The organism is Streptomyces puniciscabiei (assembly GCF_006715785.1).
In the GTDB taxonomy this organism is placed as follows: Bacteria; Actinomycetota; Actinomycetes; order Streptomycetales; family Streptomycetaceae; genus Streptomyces; species Streptomyces puniciscabiei.
The window spans coordinates 2,197,537-2,224,223 of the sequence record NZ_VFNX01000001.1; the positions used below are offsets into that span (position 1 = coordinate 2,197,537).

Genomic DNA, 26,687 nt, shown 5'->3' on the forward strand with positions numbered 1-26,687 from the left:
CCGGTCAGCCGCCGGAGCTGTGGTGGCCGCCGCCGAAGCCGCCGCGGTGCACCCCGCTGCCGCCGTGGCTGCCGCCCGAACCCGACCTGGGCCTGGTGAAGGAGCCACCGCTCACCCAGGAGCCCTTCTTCTTGCCGCCGTAGTACCAGCCGCCGTCGACGGACGCCTTGACGGACGTGCAGTTCTTGTCGGAGACGACCTTGTAGCCCTTGGCGTAGGTGTAGCTGTCGCGGTCGACGCAGCGCTTGTCCGGGTCGGACGAGCAGGCGGTGAGGGCGGCGGCCAGCAGGCCCACGCCGCCGAGGACGACCGTGCCCGAGCGCAACCGCCGCTGGGTGTCAGCCATGTTCGTGTCTCCCCCGTGTCCGGATACGAGTGGCCTGATGCCGGCCGCCAGCCTAGAGAACGGTAAGAGCGCAGGCCACAGGGGGTGGCCGGATCAGCCGTCTCCTAGAGTCCCTTTGTGGTCTTTGGAATGGTGTGCGCCCTTGGCGCGGCGGTCTGCTTCGGCACCGCGACGGTGTTGCAGGCGGTGGCCGCGCGGGCGGCGGGCACGGACGGGGGTGGCGGCGAGGCGGCACTGCTGCTGCGGGCGCTCAGGCAGTGGCGGTACATCGCCGGACTCGCGCTGGACGGGCTCGGCTTCCTGTTCCAGATCGCGGCGCTGCGGTCGCTGCCGATCTATGCGGTCAGCGCGGCCCTGGCGGCGAGTCTGGCGGTGACCGCGGTGGTGGCGGCGCGCCTGCTGCGGGTGCGGCTGAACGGCACGGAGTGGAGCGCGGTGGCCGTGGTCTGCGCCGGGCTCGCCATGCTGGGGCTGGCGTCCGGGCCGGAGGGCGGCGAGGGCGGCTCGGACGGGTTGCGGTACGTGATGCTCGCCGTGGCGGTCGGGATGCTGCTGCTCGCGTTCGCGGCCGGGCGGCTGTCCGGACCGGCGCGGCCGCTGGTGCTCGGCCTGGGGGCCGGGTTCGGGTTCGGGGTGGTGGAGGTGTCGGTGCGGCTGATCGACAGTCTGGCGCCGGTGGATCTTGTGACCAACCCGGCGGCCTACGCGCTGCTGATCGGCGGGGGCGCCGCGTTCATGCTGCTGACGTCGGCACTGCAGCGGGGGTCCGTGACGACCGCCACCGCCGGCATGGTGATCGGCGAGACCATCGGTCCGGCCGCGGTGGGCGTGGTGTGGCTGGGGGACCGTACGCGCGAGGGGCTGACCTGGCTGGCGGTGCTGGGGTTCCTGGTGGCCGTGGCGGGTGCGTTGGCGTTGGCGCGGTTCGGGGAGGCCCCGGTGGCGGCCGAGGAGGGCTGACCTCCTGGCCGGCCTCGCGCCTGACCTCCTGGCCGGCGTATGGGGCGCCGTCGGACCCAACAACCTTATGCGGCAAGGCTGTTGACACGCCCGTAGGGTCACGGGCATGCGCCCCGTCGACGACCCCTCCTACCGGGACAACCCGCACCTGAACGCCTGGCTGGACACCGCCCGAGCCGACTTCACGGCCCTCGCCGAACGGACCGGCGGCCAGTGGGACTTCTCCCCCGGCTCCCTCCCCCGCCTCGAACGCCTGGTCCTGGACCGCTACACCACCTGGGAAGAGCAGTACGACGACCGGCGGGGCCCGTTCCTGCGGGCGGTCGCCTGGTACCTGGGCGAAGTCCTCGTACGGCACCACGGTGCGGTCTGGGTGTGGCCGCCCGGCATCCCCTGCCCCGGCCGGGAACGGTCGTGCCCGTCCCTGACCCACCCGTACGACCGGCTCACCGGGCCGGAGGCCGAAGCCGTCGCCGCGTCGGAGGAGGAGGGCGAGTCCCTGCTGCCGACCGTCGACCCGCACCAGATCGTCGGCGCCCTCCACCGGGCGGAGAACTCCCGTCTGGGTGACGCCCTGGAGCACTTCGGGGGATGGCGCGACGGCCTCGCGCCCTGGCTGCCGTCGGGCACCTGAGCGGCCGGAGCGCGGCTACGGCAGCACCCTGCACAGCGCGTCCAACGCCCCGGCCCACGCACTGTCCGGGGGTGTCGCATACCCCACGACCAGCGCGTCCAGCGGCTCGGTGACGGCCTCCGGGTGGCGGTGGAAGGCGAGGCCGTGCAGGGCCAGCCCCTGCCAGGTCGCGGCCTGGATCACCGGCTGTTCCATGCCGGCCGGCAACCGCAGTACCGCGTGCAGGCCGGCGGCGATGCCGGTGACCGTCACCTCGGTGGCGCGGGCGGAGACGGCGGCGGCGAGGGCGTCGCGGCGGCGCCGGTAGCGCAGCCGGGAGGAGCGGACGTGACGGTCGTACGCGCCGGAGGTGATGAACTCGCCGAGGGTGAGCTGGTCCAGCGCGCCCACCGTGTCGATGCGGCCCTTGGCCGCGACCACCTCCTCCGTCAGGGCCGTCGGCAGCACCATCCAGCCCAGCCGCAGGCCGGGGGCCAGGGACTTGCTGGCGGTGCCGAGGTAGATCACGCGATCGGGGTCGAGGCCCTGGAGGGCGCCGACGGGCTGGCGGTCGTAGCGGAACTCGCCGTCGTAGTCGTCCTCCAGGACCAGGCCGCCGGTCCGCCGCGCCCAGTCCACGACGGCCGTGCGCCGGTCCGGGTGCAGGGGCGTGCCCATGGGGAACTGGTGGGCGGGGGTGAGGAGGACCGCGTCGGCGTCCGTCAACGCGCCGGTGTCCGTGCCCAGTCGGTCGTACGGGAGGGCGGGAGTCGCCAGGCCCGCGGCGCGCAGCAGGTCCCGGTGCGCGTCCAGGCCGTACGACTCGACCGCCACCGAGCGCGCCCCGCGCGCCCGCAGCACCGTGCCGAGCAGCCCCAGGGCGTGCGAGAAACCTGCGGTGATCAGGACGGAGTCCGGGTGGGCGCGCACGCCGCGGGCGCGGGCGAGATAGCCGGCGACGGCTTCGCGCAGCTCGGGGCGGCCGCGCGGGTCGCCGTAGCCGAGGGCTTGGTAGGGGGCCGTGGTCAGGGCGCGGCGGGCGGCCTTGAGCCATTCCGTGCGGGGGAAGGCGGCCAGGTCCGGGGTGCCGGGGATGAGGCTGTGGGTGGGGCGGGCGGCTTCCCGGCGCGGGGGTGCCGAGTCCGCCGGCGGGACGACGGCCCGGTCCGCCACGCGTGTGCCGGAGCCCTGGCGGGCGGTGAGCCAGCCCTCCGCCACCAGGTCGGCGTACGCCTCGGCCACGGTGTTGCGGGCGATGCCGAGGTCGGCGGCGAGGGAGCGGGAGGAGGGCAACCGGGTGCCGGGGGCGAGGCGGCCGGTGCGGACGGCGTCGCGCAGGGCGTCGGTCAGGCCCCGGCGCAGTCCGCCGGAGCCGGCCGGTTCGAGGTGCAGGTCGACGCCCAGAGTGGCCCAGGATTCCACCATGGAAATGGACCATACTCCTGGGCTGCCTCGCTCCTAGGGTCGAGGGCATGACCACTGCACAGGAAAGCACCGAGTACGCCACCGAGCAGGCCCCGCGACTGGCCTGGGCCAAGCACGCCCCCGAGGTCTACAAGGCGATGATCCGGCTGGAGACCGCCGCCAGGCAGGGGCTGGACCCCAAGCTGTACGAGCTGGTGAAGATCCGCGCCTCGCAGCTCAACCACTGCGCGTTCTGCCTCGACATGCACACCAAGGACGCGCTCGCGGCCGGTGAGAGCGTGCAGCGGATCGTCCAGCTCGGCGCGTGGGAGGAGTCGCGGCACTTCTACACCGAGAAGGAGCTGGCCGCGATCGAGCTGACCGAGGCGGTCACCGTCCTGACCGACGGCTTCGTGCCGGACGAGGTGTACGAGCGCGCCGCCGAGCACTTCGAGGAGGCCGAGCTGGCCCAGCTGATCGCCGCCATCGCGGTGATCAACACCTGGAACCGGTTCGGGGTGACCACCCGGATGGCCCCGGGCCACTACCAGCCCGGGCAGCACACGTGAGCCGTACACAACTGCTGGACCGCGAGGTCGGCCGGGCGATGTCCGCGCTCAGCGCGGCCGCGAAAAAGGGGCTCGGTGATCCGTCCTCGCCGAGCTGGTGATGATCCGCGCCTCGCAGATCAACCACTGCGCCTTCTGCCTCGACATGCACCTGCGGCTGGCCCGGAAGCACGGTGAGTCCGAGGACCGGATCCAGCTCCTCAACGCCTGGGAGGAGACCGAGGACCTCTACAGCGAGCGGGAGCGCGCCGCGCTCGCACTGACCGAGGCGGTCACCGTGCTGACTGGGGGCACCTCCCGGACGAAGTCCGGGGGAGGCTTCGTGCCGGACGAGGTGTACGAGCACGCCGCCAAGCACTTCGACGAGGCCGAACTCGCCCATCTCATCGGCCTGATCACCGCCATCAACGGCTGGAACCGGATCATGGTCAGCCGCCGGATCGTACCAGGGGGCTACCAGCCGTGAGCAAGGTGGACGCGTTCCGCGCACTGCACCGCAACCGCCCCCAGGGCGATCCGCTGATCCTGCCCGGCCCCTGGGACGCCGCCAGCGCGCGGGTGCTGGCGGAGGCCGGGTTCCCGGCGCTGGCCACGCCGAGCGCCGGGGTGGCCGCCTCGCTCGGGTACGCGGACGGGGCCACGCCGGCCGACGAGATGTTCGCCGCGGTCGCCCGGATCGCGCGGGCGGTGGACGTGCCGGTCTCGGCGGACGTCGAGGGCGGGTACGGCCTCGCGCCGAAGGAACTGGTGGAACGGCTGCTGGAGGCGGGTGCCGTCGGCTGCAACCTCGAGGACTCCGACGGGGGTGTCCTCAAGGACCCGCACGAGCAGGCCGAGTTCCTCGCCGAGGTCCGCTCGGCCGCCGCCGACCGGCTGTTCGTCAACGCCCGCGTGGACGTCTTCGTGCACGGCGACCAGGATCCCGAGCGGGCCATCGAGCGGGCCGCGCTGTACGTGGCCGCGGGCGCGGACTGCGTCTATCCGATCCTCGCCCCGGCCGGCGTACTGCCCCTGCTGCGGGCCGGCATCCAGGGCCCGCTGAACGCCCTGGCCCGGCTGGACGGCGACGGCTGGGCCGGCCCCTCGCCCGCCGAACTCGGCGAACTCGGGGCCGGCCGCGTCACGTTCGGACCGGGACTCCAGCGGCGGGCCATCGCCGCGGTCCAGGACATCGCCAACCTCCTCAAGAGGTAAGGGCGTTCAGGACAGCCACTGCCTCCACACCTCGGGGTGGCTGTCCACCCACCTCTTCGCCGCGTCCTGGGGCGACAGCTTCTGGTCGGCGATCATCAGGGAGACCTCGTTCTGGTCCTCGGTCGTCCACCGGAACTTCTTCAGGAAGGCCGCCGCCTTGCCGCCGGACTTGGCGAAGCCGGCGTTGAGGTACTTCTGCAGCGGGGTGTGCGGGTAGGCGCAGGCGACCTTCGCCGCGTCCGCGTCGCAGCCCTCCTTGTACGGCGGCAGCTTCACCTCCGTCATGGGGACCTTCTTGAACAGCCACTGGGGGGCGTACCAGTAGGTCAGGAAGGGCTTCTTCGCCTTGGCGAACTGTTTCATCTGGGTGATCTGGGCGGCCTCGGAGCCGGCGAAGACGACCTGGTAGTCCAGCTTCAGGTTCTTCACCAGGGCCTTGTCGTTGGTGACGTAGGACGGGGAGCCGTCCATCAGCTGGCCCTTGCCGCCGCTCTCCGCGGTGCGGAAGAGGGAGGCGTACCTGTCGAGGTTCTTCCAGTCGGTGATGTCCGGGTGCTGCTTGGCCAGGTAGGTGGGGACGTACCAGCCGATGTGGCCGGTCACGCCGAGGCCGCCGCCGCGCCGAATCGTCTTCTTGTCCTCGACGTACCGCTTCTCCTGGTCCGGGTGTCCCCAGTCCTCCAGGATGGCGTCGACCCGGCCCTGGCTGAGCGCGTCCCAGGCGGGCACCTCGTCGACCTGGACGGTGTCGACGCGGTAGCCCAGCTTGTGCTCCAGGAGGTACTGGGCGACGGCCACGTTGGACTGCGCGCCCACCCAGGACTGCACGGACAGGGTGACGGTCTTCGAGCCCTTGGCGTTCGCGAACGGGCTGGCCTGCTTGGTCATGTCGGCGGCACCGCAGCCGGTGAGCAGCGACACGGTGGCCGCTCCGGCGGCGATCAGTGCCGTCCTGCGCTTGAGCTTCGTCATGTCACGCTCCCTTCCTCGCGCGTCGCCCCGTCGGCTGGGTCACCCGGTCGAGCATCAGGCCCAGGCAGACGATCGCGGCGCCGGCCACCAGACCGGTCGCCAGGTCGCCCTGGGCGAGGCCGAAGGCCACGTTGTAGCCGAGGGCGCCGCCGCCGACCAGGCCGCCGATGATGACGACGGCGAGCACCAGGACCACGCCCTGGTTGACGGCGAGCAGCAACGACCGTTTGGCCAGCGGGAGTTGGACCTGCCACAGCTGCTGCCGGCCGGTCGCGCCGAGCGAGCGCGCCGACTCCAGCGCGGCCGGGTCGACCTGGCGCAGGCCCTGCGCGGTGATCCGGACGACGGCGGGCAGCGCGTAGACGACGGCCGCGGCGACGGCGGGAGCACGGCCGACGCCGAACAGGGCGACGACCGGGATCAGGTACACGAACTGCGGCATGGTCTGGAACACGTCCAGGACCGGGCGCAGGGCCCGTTCGACGCGGTCGCTGCGGGCGGCGGCGATGCCGGTCGCGAAACCGAGGACGAGGGTGACGGCCACGGCGGCGAGCACCTGGGAGAGCGTGTCGAGGGCCGGCTCCCAGACCCCGAGCACCCCGATCGCGGCCATCGCGAGGACGGCGGTCAGGGCGGTGCGCCAGGTGCCGATCGACCAGGCCAGGGCGGCGACGATCAGCAGCACCGACCACCAGGGCAGCCACTGCAGGCCGCCGCGCACGGGGTCCAGGATCCAGGTGGTGAAGTGGCCCGCCCAGTCGGCCGTACCGCCGATGACCGGGACGCCGGAGTAGAGGTGGTTGGTCATCCAGTCGACGGCGCGGTTGACCGGTTCGGCGATGTCCAGGGTCCAGCCGGAGGGCCAGTCGAGGCGGCCGATGAGCCGGGCGGCCAGGGCGACGGCCACGGTGACGGGCAGGGCGTAGGCCCAGCCGATGGTCCTCGGGCGCGTGGTGCCCCCGCCGGCGCCCGCGCCCGCCGCCGCGGTCACGCGGTCCAGGACGATCGCCAGCAGCACGATCGGGATGCCCGCGGCGAGGGCCTGGCCGACGTCGACCGAGGCGAGCGCCTGGTAGACGCGGTCACCGAGGCCGCCGGCGCCGATGACCGATGCGATGACGGCCATGGACAGCGCCATCATGATCGTCTGGTTGAGCCCGAGGAGGAGTTCTCCCCGGGCGAGCGGGATGCGGGCGGTCAGCAGCCGCTGGCGGCGGGTCGCGCCGAGCGACTCCACGGCCTCCAGGACCTCGGGGTCGGCGCCGCGCAGTCCGAGCGCGGTGAGGCGGGCCATCGGCGGTGCGGCGTACACCACGGTGGCGAGCACGGCCGCGGGGACGCCGATGCCGAAGACCAGGACGACGGGGAGGAGGTAGGCGAAGGCCGGGAGCACCTGCATGGTGTCCAGGACCGGGCGCAGGGCGCGGTCCAGGCGGTCGGACAGGCCGGCGGCGAGGCCGAGCAGCGCGCCGACGGCCACGGAGGCGAGGACCGCGACGACCATGAGCGCGAGGGTCTGCATGGTCGGCACCCACATGCCCAGGGCGCCGCACGCCAGGAAGGCGAGCGCCGTGCCGGCGGCGAGACGGGGGCCCGCGAAGCGCCAGGCGAGCAGGGCGCCGAACGCCGTGACCCCGGCCCAGCCCGCGGCGAGCAGCGTGAGGTAGACGGCGCGTACGGCCATGACGACGGCGTTGCTGATGTAGCCGAAGAAGTACAGGAACAGGGGGTGGCTGTCGCGGTTGTCGATGACCCAGTTGCTGGCGCCGGTGAGGGGCTTGTCCAGGCTGACGGTGAGGTGCTGCGGCCACGACCCGCCGTGCAGGAGCGGGAGCAGTACGGCGGTGATCAGCGCGAGGAGGAGCAGTTTCGCCGTGGTTCTGCTCCTGAGGACGCGGGGGATGTTCGTGCGGGAGGCCGGGACGGTGAGCGTTGCCATCAGACCGCCTCCGGGCTGGTGCGGGGGGCGGGTACGCACGCGTCGATGCCTGCCACGACGTCCAGCAGGAGTTCGTGGTCCACGGTCCCGACGCAAGTGCCGTCCTCCACCACGCACGCCGGTGTGCCGGTCTCGGCCACGGTCCTGATGGCGTCCGCGACCACCGCGTCCGGGGTGAGGGCGCCCGGGTGCTCCGTGCCGCCGCAGTCGCCCGGCTTCATCGCCGTACGGACCGTCATCACCTGCTCGCGCGGGACGTCCCGGACGAACTCGCGGACGTAGTCGTCGGCCGGGGAGCCCACGATCTCCTCCGGGGTGCCGAGCTGGACGACCCTGCCGTCGCGCATCAGGGCGATGCGGTCGCCCAGCTTGAGCGCCTCGGACAGGTCGTGGGTGATGAAGACCATCGTGCGGCCCTCCTCGCGGTGCAGGCGGGCCACCTCGTCCTGCATGTCGCGCCGGATGAGCGGGTCGAGGGCGCTGAAGGGCTCGTCGAAGAGCAGGACCTCGGGATCGACGGCCAGAGCCCGGGCCAGGCCCACGCGCTGGCGCTGGCCGCCGGAGAGTTCGGCGGGGCGGCGGTGTTCCATGCCTTCGAGGCCGACCTTGGTGACGACCTCGGCGGCCCGCTCGCGCCGCTCGGCCTTGCCGACGCCCTGGATTTCCAGGCCGTAGGCCACGTTGTCGAGGACCGTGCGGTGCGGGAGCAGGCCGAAGTGCTGGAAGACCATGGCGGCCCGGTGCCGCCGCAGTTCGCGCAGGCGGCCCTTGTCCATCGCGCGGACGTCCTCGCCGTCGATGGAGATCGTGCCGGCCGTCGGTTCGATCAGCCGGGTGAGGCAGCGGACCAGGGTGGACTTGCCGGAGCCGGACAGGCCCATGACCACGAAGACCTCGCCCTTGCGGACGTCGAAGGAGACGTCACGGACGGCCGCCGTGCAGCCCGTGCGGGCGCGCAGGTCGGCGGGTTCCAGGGTGCTGAGCTCCGCGTCGGCGGGGATCCGCTGCGGCTTGGGACCGAAGACCTTCCACAGGCCGTTGACGGAGAAGACGGGCGCGGCGGTGGTGGGCGGCTTGCGGGTGGGGACGGTGCGGGTCATCGGGCGTCACCTCCGATCAGGTCGACGGCCTTCTCCCCGACCATGAGCACCCCGATCATCGGGTTCACGGCGGTCATGGTCGGGAAGACGGACGCGTCGGCGATGCGAATGCCGTCGAGGCCACGGATCCTCAACTCCGGGTCCACTACGGCCAGTTCGTCGTCGGCGGCGCCCATCCTGCAGGTGCCGGCCGGGTGGTACACGGTATGCGCGACCTTGCGGGCGTACTCGCCGAGTTCGGCGTCGCCCCGGACCTCGGGACCGGGACACACCTCGCGCTTGAGCCAGCCCGCGAGCGGCTCGGTCTTCGCGATCTCACGGGCGATACGGATGCCGTCGACCAGGGTCCGGCCGTCGTAGTCGTCCTCGTCGGTGAAGTAGCGGAAGTCGAGGGCGGGCTTGACGGACGGGTCGGCGCTGGTCAGGTAGAGGCGGCCGCGGGACTTCGGCTTGGGGATGTTCGGGGTCATCGAGACGCCGTACCGCGGGCGTTCGTAGCCGAGCCGCTCCGGGTTGTCCGTGAACGGGATCTGGTAGAAGTGGAACATCAGGTCGGGGCCCGCGTGTCCGGGGTCGCGGCGCACGAACAGGCCCGCGTCGGAGTCCATCGCGGAGTTCTCCGGAATCGGGCCGTGGGTCTCCCAGACGATGACCGACTCGGGGTGGTCCAGGAGGTTCTCGCCGACGCCGGGCAGGTCGTGGACGACCGGGATACCGAGGGCCTCGAGGTCGCCCCGGGGGCCGATGCCCGAGTGGAGGAGCAGACGCGGGGAGTCGACGGCGCCCGCGCACAGGACCACCTCGTTCCGGGCCCGGATCAGCAGCTCCTCGCCGTCCTTGGTGCGCACGTGGACGCCCTCGGCCCGGCCCCCGGTGAGCTCCAGCCGGTACGCCCAGGTCTCCAGGAGGATCGTCAGGTTCGGGCGCTCGTCCATCACCGGGTGCAGGTACGCCACCGACGCCGAGGACCGCTTGTTGTTCTCGGGGTGGTAGGCGAGGTCGAAGAAGCCGACGCCCTCGGTGAACGGCTTGCGGTTGAAGCCCTCGATGCGGGGTACCCCGAGCGCGGCCTGGGCGGCGTCGACGAAGTCGCGGGCGATGGCGTTCCGGTCCTTCTCGTCGACGGAGACGATGTTGTTCTTCAGGCGGGCGAAGTAGGCCTCCATGGGCACGGCGCCCCACCCCTTGGCGCCGGCCTCCTCCCACTCGTCCCAGTCGGACGGCAGCGGCTTGAAGGAGATCAGCGTGTTGTGGGAGGAGCAGCCGCCGAGGACGCGGGCGCGGCTGTGCCGGATGTGGGAGTTGCCGCGCGGCTGCTCCACGGTCGGGTAGTCGTAGTCGAGGTCGCCGCCGAGCAGGCCCATCCAGCGGCGCAGGGTGAGGACGTCGTCGCGGCCGACGTCGCTCGGGCCGCCCTCGATGACGGCGACGGTGACGTCCGGGTTCTCGGTGAGGCGGGAGGCGATGACGGAGCCCGCGGTGCCGCCGCCGATGACGACGTAGTCGTAGACGTGGGGGGTGTGGGGCATGGGGGTACTACTCCAGGGGGTGTTTCCGGGGGCGAAGAGGTGGGGCTCAGCCGGCGAACCAGCGCACCGGCTTCGGCGCGAGGTTCTGGTAGACGTGCTTGGTCTCGCGGTACTCGGCGAGTCCGGCGGGCCCCAGCTCACGGCCGGTGCCGCTCTTGCCGAAGCCTCCCCACTCCGCCTGCGGCAGGTAGGGGTGGAAGTCGTTGATCCAGACGGTGCCGTGGCGCAGCCGGCCGGCGACGCGGCGGGCCCTGCCCGCGTCGGCGGTCCAGACGGCGCCGGCGAGGCCGTACTCGGTGTCGTTGGCGAGGAGTACGGCCTCCTCCTCGGTGCGGAAGGTCTCGACGGTGAGGACCGGGCCGAAGACCTCCTCGCGGACGACCCGCATCTCGCGGTGGCAGGCGTCGAGGACGGTCGGCTCGTAGAAGTAGCCGGACTCGGGGCGCTCCGGTGACGGCTCGGGCCGCTTGCCGCCGCAGCGCAGTACGGCGCCCTCCGCGAGCGCGGAGGCGACGTACGCCTCGACCTTGGCGCGCTGCTGCTCGGAGACGAGCGGGCCGCACTCGACGCCGTCCGCGGTGCCGCGCCCGAGCCTGATCCTCCGGGCCCGGCGGGCGAGTTCGGCGACGAAGCGGTCCCTGACCGACTCCTCGACGATGAGCCGGGCGCCGGCCGAGCAGACCTGGCCGCTGTGGATGAAGGCGGCGTTGAGGGCCTGGTCGACGGCGGTGTCGAAGCCTTCCTCGGTGGCGCAGGCGTCGGCGAAGACGACGTTGGGGTTCTTGCCGCCGAGTTCGAGGGCGACCTTCTTCACCGTCGGGGCGGCGGCCTGGGCCACCTTGGTGCCGCTGACCAGGCCGCCGGTGAAGGAGACCAGGTCGACGTCGGGGTGCTCGGCGAGGCGGGCGCCGACGGTGTGGCCGGGGCCGGTGACGATGTTGGCCACTCCGGCGGGCAGGCCTGCCTCCGCCAGCAGCTCGATCAGCGCGACGGTGGTCATCGGGGTGATCTCGCTGGGCTTGATCACGAAGGTGTTGCCGGCGGCGAGCGCCGGGGCGATCTTCCAACTGGCCTGGAGAAGCGGGTAGTTCCAGGGGGTGATCAGCGCGCAGACGCCGACCGGCTCGTGCACGACGACGCTGTGGATGTCGGGGGAACCCGCGTCCACGACCCGGCCCGGCGCCTCGGCGGCGACCACGTCGGCGAAGTAGCGGAAGGCGTCGGCGACACAGTCGATGTCGATCCGCCCCTCCTCGACCGTCTTGCCCGCGTCCCGGCTCTCCAGCAGCCCGAGCTCCTCGCGGTCGCGTACGAGGAGGTCGGCGACGCGGCGCAGCAGGGCGGCGCGCTCGGCGACCGGGGTGTGCGGCCAGGGGCCGTGGTCGAAGGCCCGCCGGGCCGCGGCCACCGCGCGCTCGGTGTCCTTCTCGTCACCCTCGGCGACCACGGCGAACGGCCGGGCGTCCGCGGGGTCGAGGATCTCGCGCGTCGCGCCGGAGATCGCCGCCAGCCACTCGCCTCCCGCGTGGATGGTCGCCTGGGCCTGTCGTGCCGTTCTGTCCGCCATGATCGGTGTTGCCTTCCGTTCCTGATCCATGTCCCTGTGTCACTGACGTGTCACGCTCGGGGACCGTCGCCGCCTGCCCAGGACCGGCACCTCGCATGCGCAATCGATGGCGGAAAGTGCGCGGGGTCACATCAACGCGCACCAGATCACTCAACCCGTCGACCATTTAATTGCAGTAATTACGGAATACAATTGCCTGTGTATTTACAATTCCCCCGAATGCCCCAAAGCCCACCTCCATCGGCCGTCGTTAGGTGACCGTGATGCGATTGGACTGGCACGCGGCCGAGGATCATAAGACGACCATGCTGCGCTGGAGCGGCGACGCGGACGTCACGTCATGCTCGGACCTGCTCGATGATTTCCTTACGAAAATCAACTCGATGGAAAATGAATACCGGCGGACGATGGCAGCTCTGTACAGGGCGTCCTGAGGCGGGGGTACGGAGGTAGAACGATGGAGACCTGGAACGTCCCGGACCAGGACATCGCGCCGAACGACTGGGACCCGGTCGAGGAACTGGCCCAGATACTGTCCACGCCGACCAGCGTGAGCCCCGTCACCCCCCTGGACCTGCCGTCCCCGCGCAGGAACAACCGCCGACGGGTCCGTCACGAGTCCCATCTGCTCGACGGCGGCCGCAGCCTCACCCACATCACGCTGCTGATCGCGACGGTGACCGTCTGCGCGCTGTGCATGCTGGGCTGGTCCGTCTGCTACTCGTACTGGCAACTGCGCGGAATCGCGTCGTCGGTGCTGCCGACGAGACTGGCGCAATGCTGGCCGCTGACGGTGTACGGGCCGTGGTTCGTGGCCGCCCTGTCCGTACTGCGGGCCACCGCTCAGCGCCGCAGTGCGCGGCGTTCCTGGTGCGTGGTGCTGGCCGCTTCGGCGCTGGCCGTGGGGCTGTGCGTCAGCCACTCGTCGCATGCGCTGCTCTCGTTAGTGATCTTCGGAATTCCGCCGGTCACCGCTCTGGTGTGTTTCTGGGAGCTCGTCGGCCAGATCTCGACCAGGAACCGTCCCCGGCACGCCACGAACACCGATCCGCCGGACCCCACGCCGTGACCGGGTGCACCGCTTGCCCGCAGTGAGGCGTTCATGAGGACCCGCCGGCCGGCTACCACGCCCGGTAGCCGGCCGGCGGGTCCTCGCTCACGCGGCCGTCGAGCGACTCCCGGATCAGGTCGGCCTGGCCCACGTGACGGGCGTACTCCTCGATCATGTCGACCAGGAACCGGCGCAGGCTCGGCCGCTCGCCCCGGCGTGAGGTGTACGCGACCAGGCAGCCGGCGCCGCCCTCCGCCACCGCCCGCCGGATGTGCGCACGGGACCGCGCGACGGACGCCCGCCAGAGCGCGTACAGCTCCTCGGGAGTGTCCTCGGCGGCCGAACGCCACTCCCAGTCGGGCTCGGCGTCCCAGTCCACCCCGGCCCAGGGGGCGGGGAGCTCCTCCCCCAGCAGCCGCGCGGTGAAGTACTCGTCCTCGACCAGGGCGAGATGCTTCAGCAGTCCGCCCAGCGTGACGGAGGAAGGGGGCAGGGTCGCGGCCAGGGCGGTCGCGTCCAGGTCCGCGCACTTCCAGGCCAGCGTCCTGCGCTGCCGTTCCAGGGAGCCCAGCAGGGTGTCGATCTCGGTGCCGGCGACGGGCGGTTCGTACGCGACGGGTGCGGTGTCGTCTGTCTCGATCGTCATGCCCGGCACGCTACGGTCGGTTCCGGACGACCAACTGCCGCAATACGGAGGGCTTTTCGGTGGGTTACGACTCGACGCCGTACGACACGGTGTCACACGTGGACGACCCGGTGCCGTACGACACACCGGCGCGCGACGACAGCCCGACCGCCCGTGCCCTGATCGCCCTGGAGCTGCTGCAGGGCAGCCCGGGCATCACCGCCGCCCGGCTCGCGGAGCGGCTCGGGGTGTCCGAGCGGGCCGCCCGGCGGTACGTCGCCATCCTGCGCGAGGCCGGGATCCCGGTGGAGTCGGCGCGCGGCCCGTACGGCGGTTACCGGCTCGGCAGGGGCGTCCGGCTGCCACCGCTGGTGTTCTCGGCGCGGGAGGCGCTCGCCCTGGTGATGGCGGTGCTGGACGGCCATCACGACGCGGCGGATCCGGCCGGGCCGGTGGGCGCGGCGCTCGGCAAGCTGCTGCGGGCGCTGCCGGAGCCGGTCGCCGCGCCCGCCGCCGCGGTCCGCACGGTGGACACCCGCGGCGGCGATCCCCACGCCTCCGCCCCCGCTCCGGACACCACGGCCGCCCTCGTCGGGGCCGCGGCCGGCCGGCGACGGCTGCGCCTCGGCTACGACCTCGGGCGCAGGGGCGTACGGGAGATGGAGGTGGACCCGTGGGCGGTGGTGGTCCGGCACGGCCGCTGGTATCTGCTGTGCTGGTCGCACACGGCTCACGCGCGCCGGGTGCTGCGGCTGGACCGGGTCACCTCGGTCGCCGCGCTGGACTCCGGCTTCACTCCCCCGCCCGGCCTGGACCCCCTGGAGACCGTCGAGGAGCATCTCTCGGAGGGCTGGGCACACGCGGTGGAGGTGCTGATCGACGCGCCGGCCGCGGAGGTCGCCGAGTGGCTGCCCCGCAGTCTGGGCCGGCCCGAACCCCTCCCGGACGGTGGCACCCGCCTGGTGGCCACGACCGATGAGCCGGCCTGGTACGTCCGGCAGATCGGCCTGCTCCCGGTGCCGTACCGGATCGCCGGCTCGGCGGAGGTGCGCCGGGCCGCTCGGGAGCTGGGCAGCCGGCTGCTGTCCGCGGCGGGGGGCGAGGGCGTGCGGGCCGACCAGGGCACGGGGATCGACGGCACGGGGATCGACGGCACGGAGGTCTCTGACTACAGTCAAAGAATGACAGCCTTTGACCAGGGTGAAGGAACACCGGTCCGGGCGGAGGACGTGGCCGCCTTCCGCCGCTTCAACCGGTACTTCACACGCCGTATCGGCGTCCTGGACGACCATTACCTCGGCCAGGACCGCCCGCTCGGCGAGGCCCGGCTGCTGTTCGAGATCGGTGACGGGGTGTCGCTGCGGGAGCTGCGCGGGCGGCTCGGTCTGGACGCCGGGTATCTCAGCCGGATGGTGAAGGCGCTCCAGGCGCAGGGCATGGTCCGGCTCGCGGTGCCCGCGCACGACAACCGACTGCGGATGGCCGAGCTCACCCCGGCCGGACACGCGGAGGTCGCCGAGCAGCAGCGCCGGGCCGATGCCCTGGCCGCCGGCGTCCTCGAAGGCCTCACCCCGGCCCAGCGGGCCGAGCTGGCCGGGGCCATGGCGACCACGGAGCGGCTGCTGCGGCTGGCCGGGATCACCGTGGAGAGCGTCGACGGCGCCTCGCCGGACGCGCGGGCCTGCCTGGACGCCTACGCGGCGGACATCGACGCGCGCTTCCCCGAGGGCTACGACAAGGCGGCCCTGGTACGTCCCGAGGAGGTGACCGGGGAGGCCGGCGCCTTCCTGGTGGCGTACGAGGAGCGGCGGCCGGTGGGGTGCGGGGCGCTCAGAAGCCTGGCACCCGGGGCCGGTGAGATCCGGCACGTGTGGGTGCACCCGGAGGCGCGCCGGCTGGGGCTCGCGCGGCGGCTGCTGGCGGGGCTGGAGCGGGAGGCACTGCGGCGGGGCCTCGCGGTCGTACGCCTGGACACGCACACCGTGCTCACCGAGGCACAGGCGATGTACCGGGCGTGCGGGTACACCGAGATCCCGCGCTACAACGACGACGTCTACGGCGGGCACTGGTTCGAGAAGCGGCTACTTCCCGGCGGCGGCGCCTGACACCTCGGTCATCAACTCCCGTACGCAGGCGCGCAGCCAGGCGTGGGCGGGATCGGCGTCGTGCCGGGGGTGCCAGGCGAGACCCACCTCGACCTTGGGGAGTTCCAGGGGGACCTCGAAGACGACGAGGCCGAGGGCGTCCGCCATCGGGCGGCCGTAGGCGGTGGTCAGCCCGATCAGGTCGGTCTCGCGCAGCACGAACAGCGAGGCCGGGAAGGTACCGACGCTGCCCACCACCCGGCGGCTGAGGCCGAGTTCGGCCAGGGCGTCGTCGACCGGGCCGCGCTGCCTGCCGCGCCGGGAGACGACGAGGTGACCGGCCTGCCCGGCGAACCGCTCGGGCGTCAACTCCCCCTCCAGCAGGGGGTGTCCGGACCGTACGACGCCCAGCATGCGCTCCTCGTACACCGTCTCCACATGCACCTCGGGGGCGGTGGTGTCGATCACCCCGACCTCCAGGTCGGCGGTGCCCTGGCGCAGGAACGGAGCGTCCACATGGCTCTCGGACAGGAAGCGCAGACGGACGCCGGGGGCCTCGCGGGCGACGCGGGCGAAGAGGGCGGCGCCGTGCGTGGCCCAGACGGCGTCGTGGCCGAGGATCGTGAAGGTACGGGAAACCATCCGCAGGTCGGTGTCGCGGCCCGGCGCGAACAGGGCCCGTGCCCGCTCCACCACCGCGCCCACCTCGGCCCGTACGGCCAGCGCGTGCGGAGTGGGCACCATCCGGCGTCCGGCCCGCACCAGGATCGGATCGCCGAGCGCCTTGCGGATGCGGCCGAGCGTGCGGCTCATGGCGGGCTCGGACAGATGCAGCCGGCGGGCGGCACCCTGCACGCTCTGTTCCTCCAGCAGCACGTCCAGCGCGACCAGCAGATTCAGGTCCAGCCCGGTGGATTGCGTCATGTGCAGGTATCCCTTGCGAAGGTTGCACTGGAATGCAGGTCACCGCTGAGCCTACGGTGAGGGCGATCCCACCACCTCCGAAGCTCCCGGGAGGAGCCGTGCCCGCGCACGCCCTGAAACGCCCCACCCTGCTCGCGCTGTGCGCCTGCGTCCTGGTCGCCCAGAGCATGGTCGCCGCCATCAACCTCCTCATCCCGCAACTGAGTTCGTCGTCGCTGCACCCCTCGCACACCGAGATCCTGTGGACCGTCGACGCCTACGTCATCGTCTTCGCGGGCCTGCTCATCCCGGCCGGCGCGCTCGGCGACCGGTACGGCCGCAAGGGCGCCCTGCTCACCGGGCTCGCCCTGTTCGCGGCGGGCGCCGCCACCAGCGCGCTCGCGACCGGCCCCGCCATGCTGATAGCGGGCCGGGGGCTGTCCGGCGCCGGAGCGGCCCTGATCACCCCGGCCACCCTCTCGATCCTGATGCAGCTGTCCGCGCCGGAACGCCGCGTCCGCTCGATGGGCGCCTGGACGCTGTCGATCGGCCTGGGCGGCGCGGCCGGCAACCTGGGCGGCGGACTGGCCGGGCAGTTCCTCACCTGGCGCGCCCTGTTCGCGGTGATGGTCCCGCTGGCCGCCGTACTCGCCGCGGCCGCCGCGCTCACGGTCCCGCGCACCGAACGCGCCACCGCCGCCCGCCCCGACCCGCTCGGCACCCTGCTGCTCACCGCGGGCCTGGTCGCGGTCCTGTTCGGCATCATCGAGGGCCCGACGTACGGCTGGGGCTCCGCGCGCATCCTCGGTGCCTTCGCGGCGGGCGCGCTGCTGATCGCGGCCTTCACCCTGCACGCCCTGCGCTCGGCGGCGCCCCTCTTCGACCCGCGGGTCTTCGCCTCGCCCCGCCTGCGCTCGGCCTCCCTCGGCACGGCCACCGCGTTCTTCGGCCTGTTCTCCCTGTTCTTCGTCAACTCGCAGTACCTGCAGGGCGTGAAGGGCTTCGGCCCCGCCGTCACGGGGGTGGCGATCATGCCCCTGGTCTTCGGGATGGCCGCGTCCCAGAAGCTGGCCACCCGCTGGGCCGGCCACCCGCGCGCGGTCATCGGCGTCGGCCTCGCCCTCATCGGCCTCGGCCTGCTCGGCGCGTCCACGGCCGACGCCGGCACGCCCTACGCGGTGTTCGTCTGCTGGCTCCTGGTCATCTCCGCCGGCGCCGGCCTCTCCATGCCGGCCCTGACCATCGGCGTGGTCACTTCCCTCCCCGCCCACCAGGCGGGCCTCGGCTCCGGCCTCGGCACGACGGCCCGGGAGACGGGGGCCGCGCTGGGCGTCGCCGTCACCGGCACGGTGCTGTCGGCCCACGCCGACCTGCTCCACGGCATGGGCCCGGCGCTGCGGACGGTGGGGGTGGTGGTGCTGGGGGCCACGGCGCTGGTGGTGGCGGGATATGGAAAGCGCCCTGAAGGGAAGCGCCCCAAAGGGGCGCGGGGCTCTGCCGGATGTGCGGCTACCGCCGCGCGGGCGCGAGCAACCCACCGCATACCCGCAGACGGCAAACGCCCGGCACCCCTACCGCGGGATGCCGAGCGTTTGCCGTAGCTCCGGAACTTCTTAGATGAGGCCGAGGCCGCGAACCGCCTCGCGCTCCTCCTCGAGCTCCTTGACGGACGCGTCGATGCGCGCACGGGAGAACTCGTTGATGTCCAGGCCCTGGACGATCTCGTACTTGCCGTCCTTGGTGGTGACCGGGAAGGAGGAGATCAGGCCCTCCGGCACGCCGTACGAACCGTCCGACGGGATACCCATGGACGTCCAGTCGCCCTCGGCCGTGCCGTTGACCCAGGTGTACACGTGGTCGATCGCGGCGTTGGCGGCGGAGGCCGCGGACGACGCCCCGCGGGCCTCGATGATCGCGGCACCGCGCTTGGCGACGGTCGGGATGAAGTCCTCGGCCAGCCACTTCTCGTCGTTCACGACCTCGGCGGCGTTCTTGCCTGCGACGGTGGCGTGGAAGATGTCCGGGTACTGGGTGGCGGAGTGGTTGCCCCAGATGGTCAGCCGCTTGATGTCGGCGACCGTCGAACCCGTCTTCTTCGCGAGCTGCGTCAGCGCGCGGTTGTGGTCCAGGCGGGTCATCGCGGTGAAGCGCTCGGCCGGGACGTCCGGCGCGGCGGCCTGCGCGATGAGCGCGTTGGTGTTGGCCGGGTTGCCGACGACCAGGACCTTGATGTCGTCCGCGGCGTGGTCGTTGATGGCCTTGCCCTGCGGCTTGAAGATGCCGCCGTTGGCCTCGAGCAGGTCGCCGCGCTCCATGCCCTTGGTGCGGGGCCGGGCGCCGACCAGGAGGGCTACGTTGGCGCCGTCGAAGGCGACGTTCGGGTCGTCCGTGATGTCGATGCCCTGCAGGAGCGGGAACGCGCAGTCGTCCAGCTCCATGGCGGTGCCCTCGGCGGCCTTCAAGGCCGGGGTGATCTCGAGCAGGCGCAGCTTGACCGGCACGTCCGCGCCGAGCAGCTGGCCGGAGGCGATGCGGAAGAGCAGGGCGTAACCGATCTGGCCGGCCGCGCCGGTGACGGTGACGTTCACGGGAGTGCGGGTCATGGCGTTCTCCGTATGACAGCTGGCGGTGGGGCGTCCCGGCCCCGGGCGGATGATCGATCTCTTGGCGTCAAGAGATCGATCCAGCGGTCAGGCTATCGCGCATCCGGCATGCGAGACGTCCCGGGCCGTGTGGATCACCCCACAAGTCGGGGATGCGTCGAACGAAAGGGCGGCCGCCCGTCCGGGAGAGGGGGAGAGGACGGAGGCGGCCGCCAGGTGGGGGTACCGAACGTGCCGGACTCCCGTGGGGGGTATTGGGCCGCCTGCCCAGAATCCGGCCCGCCATGCACCCGGTCCCGGAATTTCATCCTCCCGATTCCCCGCACGTCGTACGCCGGATGTGCCGCGGCCCGTATGCGCTGCTCAGAGCGGCCGTATGCGCTGCTCGGGGCGCCCGCCGGCCCTCCTCGGGGCGCCCGTCGGCCCTGCTCGGGGCGCCCGTTCCGCCACACGCCGGGCGGCGGGAGTGCCCCGGCCCGCCCCGTTCGGCGTCGGTCGCCGATCCCCTATGTGGTGCACCCCGTGCGCCCGGACGCCAGGATCGCGCAGGCCTTGGCCTCTGCCGCGTTCTTCACGGCGACCATCGGGGTGTAGGCGATGGTGTCGCCGGCGCCGGAGGTCTGGCCGGTCTGCCGGGCCTTCCCGGCGGACACCTGGACCTCGTCGCCCTGGGCGGCACCGGTGATGCGGCCCCAGGCGGTGCCGCAGGCCTTGCTGTAGCGGACCTCCAGGGTGGTGGTGCCGACGGTGGCGGTCTTGGCGGTGGTCACCAGTTCGCCGCTGCACCCCATGGCCTCGGCGTCCTTGCCGTCACAGGCGGAGCCGGCGCACTTGACCCCGGGCGGCGGGGTCGCGTGCGCGGTGGCGCTGGGGGACGGCCGCTTGCCGGCGTTCGCGTGCTTGGCGCCGCCCCGGTCGGTGAAGAAGAAGACGGCGCCGATGACGACGAGCACGCCGACGAGCCCCGCGAGGAACATGATCACCCGCTGCCGGCCGGCCTTCCCCGGTGCCGGGGTGCCGACGCCGGTGGGGCCGGGCTCAGCCGGCCGGCCGTCGTACGGGCTCGGGGTGGCCGCGGTCCAGCCGGGGCCCTCGGGCGAGCCGGCGGGCCGCGCACCGTTCGCGGCGGTGGCACCGGCCCCCGCGCGCGCCCCGGCTCCGGGGCGGGCGCTCGCCTTGGACGGGCCCTGATACCCGGCCAGACCCCAGGAGTTGGCGCCCGCGGCCCCGCCGCGCCCGGCGCCGTCCCGGCCGGCCGGACCCGGGCCCGCGTCGCCGGCCGGCCCCCGCCCAGCCGCATCGGCCGTCCCCCGGCCCGCTCCGTCGGCTGTACCCGGACCTGCCGCGTCGGCGGTCCCGAGGCCCGAGCCGCCGCCCGGCACCCCGGCCGCACCGCTCCCCGAACCGTCACCGGCCGAGCCACTACCCGAACCGTCGACCGCCCCGCGCCCCGCACCACCGGCGGAGCCACGACCGGAACCGCCGACCGGGCCACGCCCAGAACCATCGGCCCGACCAGAACCCTCGCCCCGACCGGAGCCGTCGGCCCGATCACGCCCCCCGGCCCGATCAGGACCTGCCGCCCGATCACGGCCGTCGCCCCGCTCACGCCCCGCGCCCTCCCGCGCGTCGGCGTCAGGGGCCGTCGGCTGGGCGGGGATCGTCGGGGAGACACCGGCCGGACCGGCGATCCCCGTGGCCGCGCCGGCGCCCTTGCGGCCGGACGGGCCGCCGGTCGCCTCCGCCGCGCCGAACTCCCCGAGCGCGGCGCGCGCCTGGGAGATGCGGATCGCCTCCATGGTGCGGTCGTGCCGCATCTCGGCCCGGCTCCAGGCGCGTTCGGCCAGCTCCCACATCGTGGTCAGATGCACCAGGTTGGTGCCGGTGACCTCGGCGAGCGCGACGATCGCCCCCTTGGGCGCGAGCAGCCGGCCGCCCAGGTAACGCTCCCAGGACGTCTTGCTGTAGCCCGTGCGGTCGGCGAGTGCCGCGACGCTCAGGCCGCTGCGGTCCACGAGCCGCCGCACCTGCTGGGTGAACTCCTTGATCTGCGGATCCAGTTCCTCCGGCAGATCTTTCCAACGAGGCATCGCTTCCCCCCTACTTTCCCCCGTCCTGGCTACCCACAAGGATGCACTCCCTAAGGATCCCAGTTCCCGGAGTGGGGGCGCGCGGGAGCACGGACGGCGCGCGGACACCGTAGCGGAACGGTCACTTCCGTGCCACAGCGCAAGGACAGCCGTTGAACAGGGGATTCACGGGCGGAAGGCTGAGTACGGCGGCGGTTCGCCTCCCTTCGGGGGTGGGGGCGAGCTGCCGCTCAGCCGCCCGGGCTCACCGTCCATCACGAGCGGGCGGGGCGTCAGCGGTCGCATCGCCGCAGGGTAACGCCCGAGGCCGGAGGCGGGAGTCAACCCTGGGGGGTAGTACGGAAGTTGCAGCGACCGGCGGCCCGCCACCCGGGGTGGTGGGGGAGTTCGGTCCGCCGGTGGACGCGGGGCCCGGGCGGGCGGCCGTACCGTCGGGGTACGGGGGAACGCCGGTGGCCCGCGTCCCGGGGGGAGGCGCGGGCCACCGGCGTCGCGGACTCGGCTATTTGTTGCTGATCGTGACGTGCAGGAGATCCTTCAGGAACGGGATCTCGAGCCACGGTTTGGGCTGGGCCATCATCGCCAGCAGGACGATCGCGAGGCCGAGGACGCCGTAGGTGGCGATGTCCGTGAAGCGGGAGCGTACGGCGAGCATGCCGACGCTCGGAAGTATCCAGCGCAGGACCGCGCCGGCCAGCAGGGCCGCGCCGATCAGCAGGGTGCCGGCGCGGAACACGTCGAGGGCGGTCAGCAGCAGACCGCACGCGACCCCGCCGAGCACCACGAGCAGGGGCCACTGCCGTGCCGGGGCCGGGGCGTCACCGGACGCGGCCCGGCCGCCGCCCTCGGGCCGCGCGGTGTCCCTGGTGATCCGTGGGAAGCGGCGGGTGGTCCGCTCCGGACGCTCCTCGGCGTCGTGCGCCCCGCGGGCGACCGCGCCCGCGCTCTGCGTGCCGCGGGTGACCGCCCCCGCGCGGGCTCCCTCAGCCGGCACTGCGCTCCGCCGCCTCGACCACGTTGACCAGCAGCTGCGCCCGGGTCATCGGGCCCACGCCACCGGGGTTCGGAGAGATCCAGCCGGCCACCTCGACGACGTCCGGGTGGACGTCACCCATGATCTTGCCCTCGGCGTTGCGGGAGACACCGACGTCCAGGACGGCGGCGCCCGGCTTGACGTCCTCGGCCCGGATCAGGTGCGGGGAGCCGGCCGCGGCGATGACGATGTCGGCCCGCCTCAGGTGGGCGGACAGATCGCGGGTGCCGGTGTGGCACTGGGTCACGGTGGCGTTCTCGCTGCGCCGGGTGAGCAGCAGCGGCATGGGCCGGCCGATGGTGACACCGCGGCCGACGACCACGACCTCGGCGCCCTTGATCTCCACCCCGTGGGCCCGGAGCAGGGAGAGGATGCCGTTCGGGGTGCAGGGCAGCGGGGCCGGCTCGTTCAGGACCAGCCGGCCCAGGTTCATCGGGTGGAGCCCGTCGGCGTCCTTGGCGGGATCCATCAGCTCCAGGATGCGGTTCTCGTCGATGCCCTTGGGCAGCGGCAGCTGGACGATGTAACCGGTGCAGGCCGGGTCCTCGTTCAGCTCCCGTACGACCGCCTCGATCTCCTCCTGGGTGGCCGTGCCCGGCAGCTCGCGCTGGATGGAGGCGATGCCGACCTGCGCGCAGTCGCGGTGCTTGCCGGCGACGTACTTCTGACTGCCGGGGTCGTCCCCGACCAGGATCGTGCCGAGGCCGGGCGTGACGCCCTTCTCCTTCAGCGCCGCCACGCGGGCGGTCAGATCGGACTTGATCGCGGCTGCGGTGGCCTTGCCATCGAGAATCTGGGCGGTCATGCCCCCATCCTCGCGGATGACCCGCCCCCGGTTCCAATCCGGGTGGCCGGACGTCCTGCGGCATTGTCAGCAGATGATCGATGATGTTGCACTTGCACAACACCTGCGGTATCCGGCTGGACAAGTCAGGAACCGGTCAAGAACGATGGACATCACAGTGCAGCGGGCAGCTCGACGGGGGGACGGACCGCATCTGTAGAAACTCTCCTCCGTGCAGTGCCGCGCCTCGTCCCCGCACTAGAGCAACGGAGGAACCACCACCATGAGCTTCGGCGACCCGAACAATCCCTACGGCCCCCCGCAGGGGCAGCAGCAGGGATACGGCTACCCGCAGGGCCAGCAGCCCCAGTACGGCTACCCCCAGGCACCGCCCGTCCAGCAGCCGTACGGCGCCGGCGCCCCGATGACCGCCATGCCGGGCAACGTCAGCGCGGCCCGCGTGATGATGTGGGTGATCGTCGGCCTGCAGGTGATCGGCGTGGCGCTGTTCGCGTTCTACGCGGCGGTCGTGAACCACGCGAAGAACGACAGCACCATGCAGAACGACGCCTCTTTCCAGAAGGTCATGGACTACGGGACCGGCGTCCTGGTGGCCTTCGCGGTGTTCGCCCTCGCCTGGGGTGTGTTCGCAGGCGTACTCGCGGCGAAGTTCAACACCGGCGGCAACGGCGTCCGCATCACCACCATGGTGTTCGCCATCATCACCGCGGTCCTCGGCCTGTACCCGTTCGTCGTCGTGGGCCTCGTCCACACGGTGCTGGCCATCCTGGTCGCCTGCTTCGTCGGCGGCTCCAACGGCAAGGCGTGGTTCAACCGCCCGCGCTACTGAACCCGCCCGCGCGACGGAACAGTTCGCGCCATTTCAACACCGAGGGCCGTGTCTCACCCGTCCAGGGGGAGGCACGGCCCTGGTGTGTCCCCCTAGGCTGGCCGGTGCGGCCAGACCCGGCCGGGGTGGCCGTCAGGCACGGGGAGACGCACCTTGTACAGCATCATCGTCGTACCTCCGCCGACCCCGGAGGACCGACAGGACCGCACCACCCAGATCCGGCTCGCACCCGGTGAGCGCCTCAGCTTCGGACGGGCGTCCGGCAACGATCTGACGATCCCGCACGACGGGGTCTCCCGCCGGGCCGGGGAACTCAGCGCCCAGGGCGCGTTCTGGATACTGAGCAACCTGTCCGCGCGGCAGACCTACGTGGTGGAGAACCCGGAGGGCGCCGGCGAGCACATCAAGGTCGGCCCGGGCCGGCTGGACGCGCCGATCCCCTTCGAGTTCTCGCGGATCGTGCTGCCCGCCGCCGGTGACCTGCTGACGATCGAGGTGTGGGCGCCGCGCCACGACTATCTGCGGGAGGGGGCCGGGCCGGACGGGGACACCACCGCGCCCGCCTTCTCCGTCGACCGCACCAAGCGCTACTTCGCCGTCCTGGCCGCCCTGTGCGAACCCCGGCTGCGCGGCGATCCGCACGCCCCGCTGCCCACGGTCGACCAGGTCGTCGACCGGCTGCGCCCCGCCTGGCCGGCCGCGTCGCGCACCTCGGTGCAGTGGAACATCGACTACCTGGCGGTGAAGCTGCGGCTCAAGCCCGGCCCGGAGACCGCGGACACCGGTCCCCGCCTCAACGGCAAGAAGGAGTCCCTGGTCTCCCTGGCCCTGCGCTTCGATCTCGTACGGGAGGACGACCTGGTGGTGCTGTCCGCCGCCTCCGCCGACGCCGGCCGTACGACCCGGTGACCGAGCCGTACGCCGTACCGGTGCCACGGGGCTACCGGGTCGGCGCCTGGGAGGTGCGCGAGCCGATCGCGACGGGCGCCTTCGGCAGCGTGTACGCGGGCCGGCGCACCGGCGGCCCGGCGGAGCTGCCCGCCACCGCCGCGCTGAAGTTCCTGCCCACCGGCACCGGCACCCCGCGCCAACTGGCCCATCTGCGCGACCTCATCGAGCGCGAGATCGACCTGCACCGGCGGCTCAGCCGGCCGCGGCTGATCCGGATGTACGAGTCGCTCGTCGTCGACGACCCGGACCGCCCCGAACTCGACGGCGCCACCGTCCTCGTCCTGGAGCGGGCCGAGGGCTCCCTGTCCGCGCTGCTCGCCGCCGCACCGCGCCCGGCCGCCGGTCCCGCCCTGCTCGCCCAGGTCTGCGAGGGGCTGGCCCAGCTGCACCGGGCGGGCTGGGTGCACGGGGATCTGAAACCGGCCAATGTGCTGCTGATGGCGGACGGTTCGGCGCGGCTCGCCGACTTCAACATGGCCGCCGAACTGGAGGGCACCCACGCCTACACCCCGGCCTTCTCCACCCCCGACTACACCCCGCCCGAGCTGCTGTGGGCGGAGATCGGCGAACGGGGCCGCCGTATCCGCCCGTCCGCCGACGTCTGGGCCTTCGGCGTGCTCGCCCATCTCGTCCTCACCGACTCCTTCCCGCTGTCCGGCGCCACCCCGACGGCCCGCCGCGACGCGGCCGCCGCGTATGCCCGCGGCACCGACGAACTGCGCCTGTCCCCCGAACTCCCCGACGCCTGGCGGGAGATCGTGCGGCACTGCCTGGCCCGCACGCACGCGGCACGCATCGGCACCGAGGCGCTGCTGCGGCGCGTCGAGGCGGCCGCCGGTACGGGCCGCTCGCCGCGCCTGCCCCGGCTGTTCCCGCGCCGCGGACGCCGGCGGGCGCTGGTCGCGGGCGCCGCGGCCGCCACCGCAGCCGTGGCGGCCCTCGGCTACGGCATCAGCACCTGGGCCGCGGGCGGCGGCCACGACACGCACGGCAACGCCCGCGACGCGTCCTACGGCGCCTCGGAACTGCGCACCGACCAGGGCATCCCGGTCGTCTACCGCAGGCTCGTCGTGGACTCCGCCCACGCCTGCCCCGAGCCCGACGTCACGCCCGCGCTCATGGCGGCGATGCTGAAGGCCGAGAGCAACTTCGACCCGAACCTCTCCGACCCGGCCAAGCACGAGTTCGGCATCGCCCGCTGGACCCCCGCCGTCCTGCGCTGGTACATGCGCGACGACGGTGTCCCCGCCTCGGCCACGCCCACCCCGCCCCTCACCCCCTCCGTCTCCATCCCGGCCATGGGCCGCTATCTCTGCTTCATCGCGCCCCACCTGAAGGCCGGCCTGCCCGGCGACAAGCGGGTGCTGCTCGCGGCCGCCTACCGGACGTCGTACGCGAAGGTGAACGACGCGGGCGGAGTTCCCCCGAAGTACCGCGACTACTGCGCCCGCGTCGCCCACTACCTCAAGGAGTACGCGCCCGAGGGCAAGAAGTGACCCTGAGACTTCCGAGGTACCGGC

Annotated in this window: 24 protein-coding genes and 2 pseudogenes; 13 read left to right on the top strand and 13 right to left on the bottom strand. The window is 72.9% G+C overall.

Going from position 1 to position 26,687, the window contains the following annotated elements; translation table 11 throughout:
• Positions 1 to 4: 4 nt before the first annotated feature.
• Entirely contained in the window at positions 5 to 346 is a 342-nt protein-coding gene (locus tag FB563_RS09860) for a hypothetical protein (protein ID WP_055705341.1), read from the bottom strand.
• Between the two features lie 129 nt (positions 347 to 475).
• On the opposite strand from FB563_RS09860, the gene FB563_RS09865 reads away from it, so the two are divergent.
• Positions 476 to 1,306 (top strand): DMT family protein, encoded by an 831-nt coding sequence (locus tag FB563_RS09865; RefSeq protein WP_055705340.1) that lies wholly within the window; start codon positions 476 to 478, stop codon positions 1,304 to 1,306.
• Between the two features lie 106 nt (positions 1,307 to 1,412).
• Complete coding sequence (locus FB563_RS09870; RefSeq protein WP_055705339.1) at positions 1,413 to 1,940, top strand: hypothetical protein; 528 nt, start codon at positions 1,413 to 1,415, stop codon at positions 1,938 to 1,940.
• Positions 1,941 to 1,955: 15 nt separating this feature from the next.
• On the opposite strand, the gene pdxR is transcribed toward FB563_RS09870, so the two are convergent.
• Positions 1,956 to 3,344, bottom strand: coding sequence for a MocR-like pyridoxine biosynthesis transcription factor PdxR (gene pdxR, locus FB563_RS09875; protein WP_142218598.1), 1,389 nt, complete (start codon positions 3,342 to 3,344; stop codon positions 1,956 to 1,958).
• A 47-nt stretch (positions 3,345 to 3,391) separates the two neighbouring features.
• On the opposite strand from pdxR, the gene FB563_RS09880 reads away from it, so the two are divergent.
• The 3 genes and pseudogenes from FB563_RS09880 (at position 3,392) to FB563_RS09890 (ending at position 5,086) form a co-directional block, all read left to right on the top strand.
• The gene (locus FB563_RS09880; protein WP_055710473.1) at positions 3,392 to 3,892 is read left to right on the top strand and encodes a carboxymuconolactone decarboxylase family protein; all 501 of its coding nucleotides are present in this window, start codon (positions 3,392 to 3,394) and stop codon (positions 3,890 to 3,892) included.
• Between the two features lie 38 nt (positions 3,893 to 3,930).
• A pseudogene (locus FB563_RS09885) lies at positions 3,931 to 4,358 on the top strand (carboxymuconolactone decarboxylase family protein).
• Complete coding sequence (locus tag FB563_RS09890) at positions 4,355 to 5,086, top strand: isocitrate lyase/PEP mutase family protein (protein WP_055710472.1); 732 nt, start codon at positions 4,355 to 4,357, stop codon at positions 5,084 to 5,086. The pseudogene FB563_RS09885 and the gene FB563_RS09890 overlap by 4 nt, the downstream one beginning before the upstream one ends.
• A gap of 6 nt (positions 5,087 to 5,092) precedes the next feature.
• Here FB563_RS09890 and FB563_RS09895 read toward each other — a convergent pair whose 3' ends face one another.
• From FB563_RS09895 to FB563_RS09915, 5 genes are read right to left on the bottom strand one after another with little or no spacing between them, the layout of a single operon-like run.
• Entirely contained in the window at positions 5,093 to 6,058 is a 966-nt protein-coding gene (locus tag FB563_RS09895) for an ABC transporter substrate-binding protein (RefSeq protein ID WP_055710471.1), read from the bottom strand.
• Position 6,059: 1 nt separating this feature from the next.
• A complete protein-coding gene (locus tag FB563_RS09900; protein ID WP_055710474.1) occupies positions 6,060 to 7,997 on the bottom strand; it encodes an ABC transporter permease in 1,938 nt (645 codons plus the stop codon).
• The gene (locus tag FB563_RS09905; protein ID WP_142218599.1) at positions 7,997 to 9,097 is read right to left on the bottom strand and encodes a quaternary amine ABC transporter ATP-binding protein; all 1,101 of its coding nucleotides are present in this window, start codon (positions 9,095 to 9,097) and stop codon (positions 7,997 to 7,999) included. The genes FB563_RS09900 and FB563_RS09905 overlap by 1 nt, the downstream gene beginning before the upstream one ends.
• On the bottom strand, positions 9,094 to 10,626 hold the full coding sequence (locus FB563_RS09910; RefSeq protein WP_142218600.1) for a GMC family oxidoreductase: 1,533 nt from the start codon (positions 10,624 to 10,626) through the stop codon (positions 9,094 to 9,096). The genes FB563_RS09905 and FB563_RS09910 overlap by 4 nt, the downstream gene beginning before the upstream one ends.
• 46 nt (positions 10,627 to 10,672) lie before the next feature.
• Positions 10,673 to 12,193, bottom strand: coding sequence for an aldehyde dehydrogenase family protein (locus tag FB563_RS09915; protein WP_142218601.1), 1,521 nt, complete (start codon positions 12,191 to 12,193; stop codon positions 10,673 to 10,675).
• 263 nt (positions 12,194 to 12,456) lie between these two features.
• On the opposite strand from FB563_RS09915, the gene FB563_RS42835 reads away from it, so the two are divergent.
• Both FB563_RS42835 and FB563_RS09920 read left to right on the top strand, forming a co-directional pair.
• Positions 12,457 to 12,627, top strand: coding sequence for a hypothetical protein (locus tag FB563_RS42835; protein ID WP_167528479.1), 171 nt, complete (start codon positions 12,457 to 12,459; stop codon positions 12,625 to 12,627).
• Between the two features lie 23 nt (positions 12,628 to 12,650).
• The gene (locus FB563_RS09920) at positions 12,651 to 13,262 is read left to right on the top strand and encodes a DUF2637 domain-containing protein (RefSeq protein ID WP_055709601.1); all 612 of its coding nucleotides are present in this window, start codon (positions 12,651 to 12,653) and stop codon (positions 13,260 to 13,262) included.
• Positions 13,263 to 13,314: 52 nt separating this feature from the next.
• Here FB563_RS09920 and FB563_RS09925 read toward each other — a convergent pair whose 3' ends face one another.
• The gene (locus FB563_RS09925) at positions 13,315 to 13,890 is read right to left on the bottom strand and encodes a mycothiol transferase (protein ID WP_142218602.1); all 576 of its coding nucleotides are present in this window, start codon (positions 13,888 to 13,890) and stop codon (positions 13,315 to 13,317) included.
• Positions 13,891 to 14,000: 110 nt separating this feature from the next.
• On the opposite strand from FB563_RS09925, the pseudogene FB563_RS09930 reads away from it, so the two are divergent.
• Positions 14,001 to 14,630: pseudogene (locus tag FB563_RS09930) on the top strand (helix-turn-helix transcriptional regulator); the annotation flags it as partial.
• A 420-nt stretch (positions 14,631 to 15,050) separates the two neighbouring features.
• Positions 15,051 to 15,974 (top strand): bifunctional helix-turn-helix transcriptional regulator/GNAT family N-acetyltransferase, encoded by a 924-nt coding sequence (locus tag FB563_RS09935; RefSeq protein ID WP_055709262.1) that lies wholly within the window; start codon positions 15,051 to 15,053, stop codon positions 15,972 to 15,974.
• Here FB563_RS09935 and FB563_RS09940 read toward each other — a convergent pair.
• A complete protein-coding gene (locus FB563_RS09940; RefSeq protein ID WP_055709260.1) occupies positions 15,951 to 16,877 on the bottom strand; it encodes a LysR family transcriptional regulator in 927 nt (308 codons plus the stop codon). The genes FB563_RS09935 and FB563_RS09940 overlap by 24 nt on opposite strands.
• 98 nt (positions 16,878 to 16,975) lie before the next feature.
• Here FB563_RS09940 and FB563_RS09945 point away from each other — a divergent pair, with 98 nt between their 5' ends.
• Positions 16,976 to 18,457, top strand: a complete 1,482-nt coding sequence (locus tag FB563_RS09945) for an MFS transporter (protein WP_234357971.1) — start codon at positions 16,976 to 16,978, stop codon at positions 18,455 to 18,457.
• 12 nt (positions 18,458 to 18,469) lie between these two features.
• Here the strand turns inward: FB563_RS09945 and FB563_RS09950 are convergent, their stop codons facing one another.
• The 4 genes from FB563_RS09950 to FB563_RS09965 form a co-directional block, all read right to left on the bottom strand.
• Positions 18,470 to 19,459 carry a malate dehydrogenase gene (locus FB563_RS09950; protein WP_055709261.1) on the bottom strand — a complete coding sequence of 330 codons (990 nt, stop codon included), beginning with the start codon at positions 19,457 to 19,459 and terminating at the stop codon, positions 18,470 to 18,472.
• Positions 19,460 to 19,965: 506 nt separating this feature from the next.
• Entirely contained in the window at positions 19,966 to 21,549 is a 1,584-nt protein-coding gene (locus FB563_RS09955) for a helix-turn-helix domain-containing protein (protein WP_142218603.1), read from the bottom strand.
• Between the two features lie 502 nt (positions 21,550 to 22,051).
• Positions 22,052 to 22,543, bottom strand: coding sequence for a DUF3017 domain-containing protein (locus FB563_RS09960; RefSeq protein ID WP_142218604.1), 492 nt, complete (start codon positions 22,541 to 22,543; stop codon positions 22,052 to 22,054).
• A complete protein-coding gene (locus FB563_RS09965; protein WP_055710169.1) occupies positions 22,533 to 23,387 on the bottom strand; it encodes a bifunctional methylenetetrahydrofolate dehydrogenase/methenyltetrahydrofolate cyclohydrolase in 855 nt (284 codons plus the stop codon). Before FB563_RS09965 ends, FB563_RS09960 begins: the two co-directional genes overlap by 11 nt.
• A 262-nt stretch (positions 23,388 to 23,649) precedes the next feature.
• On the opposite strand from FB563_RS09965, the gene FB563_RS09970 reads away from it, so the two are divergent.
• The 3 genes from FB563_RS09970 to FB563_RS09980 all read left to right on the top strand — a co-directional run bounded on the left by FB563_RS09970 (position 23,650) and on the right by FB563_RS09980 (position 26,663).
• Entirely contained in the window at positions 23,650 to 24,216 is a 567-nt protein-coding gene (locus FB563_RS09970; protein WP_055710168.1) for a hypothetical protein, read from the top strand.
• A gap of 153 nt (positions 24,217 to 24,369) precedes the next feature.
• Entirely contained in the window at positions 24,370 to 25,125 is a 756-nt protein-coding gene (locus tag FB563_RS09975) for an FHA domain-containing protein (RefSeq protein WP_055710167.1), read from the top strand.
• Entirely contained in the window at positions 25,122 to 26,663 is a 1,542-nt protein-coding gene (locus FB563_RS09980) for a protein kinase domain-containing protein (RefSeq protein WP_142218605.1), read from the top strand. The genes FB563_RS09975 and FB563_RS09980 overlap by 4 nt, the downstream gene beginning before the upstream one ends.
• Positions 26,664 to 26,687 lie beyond the last annotated feature (24 nt).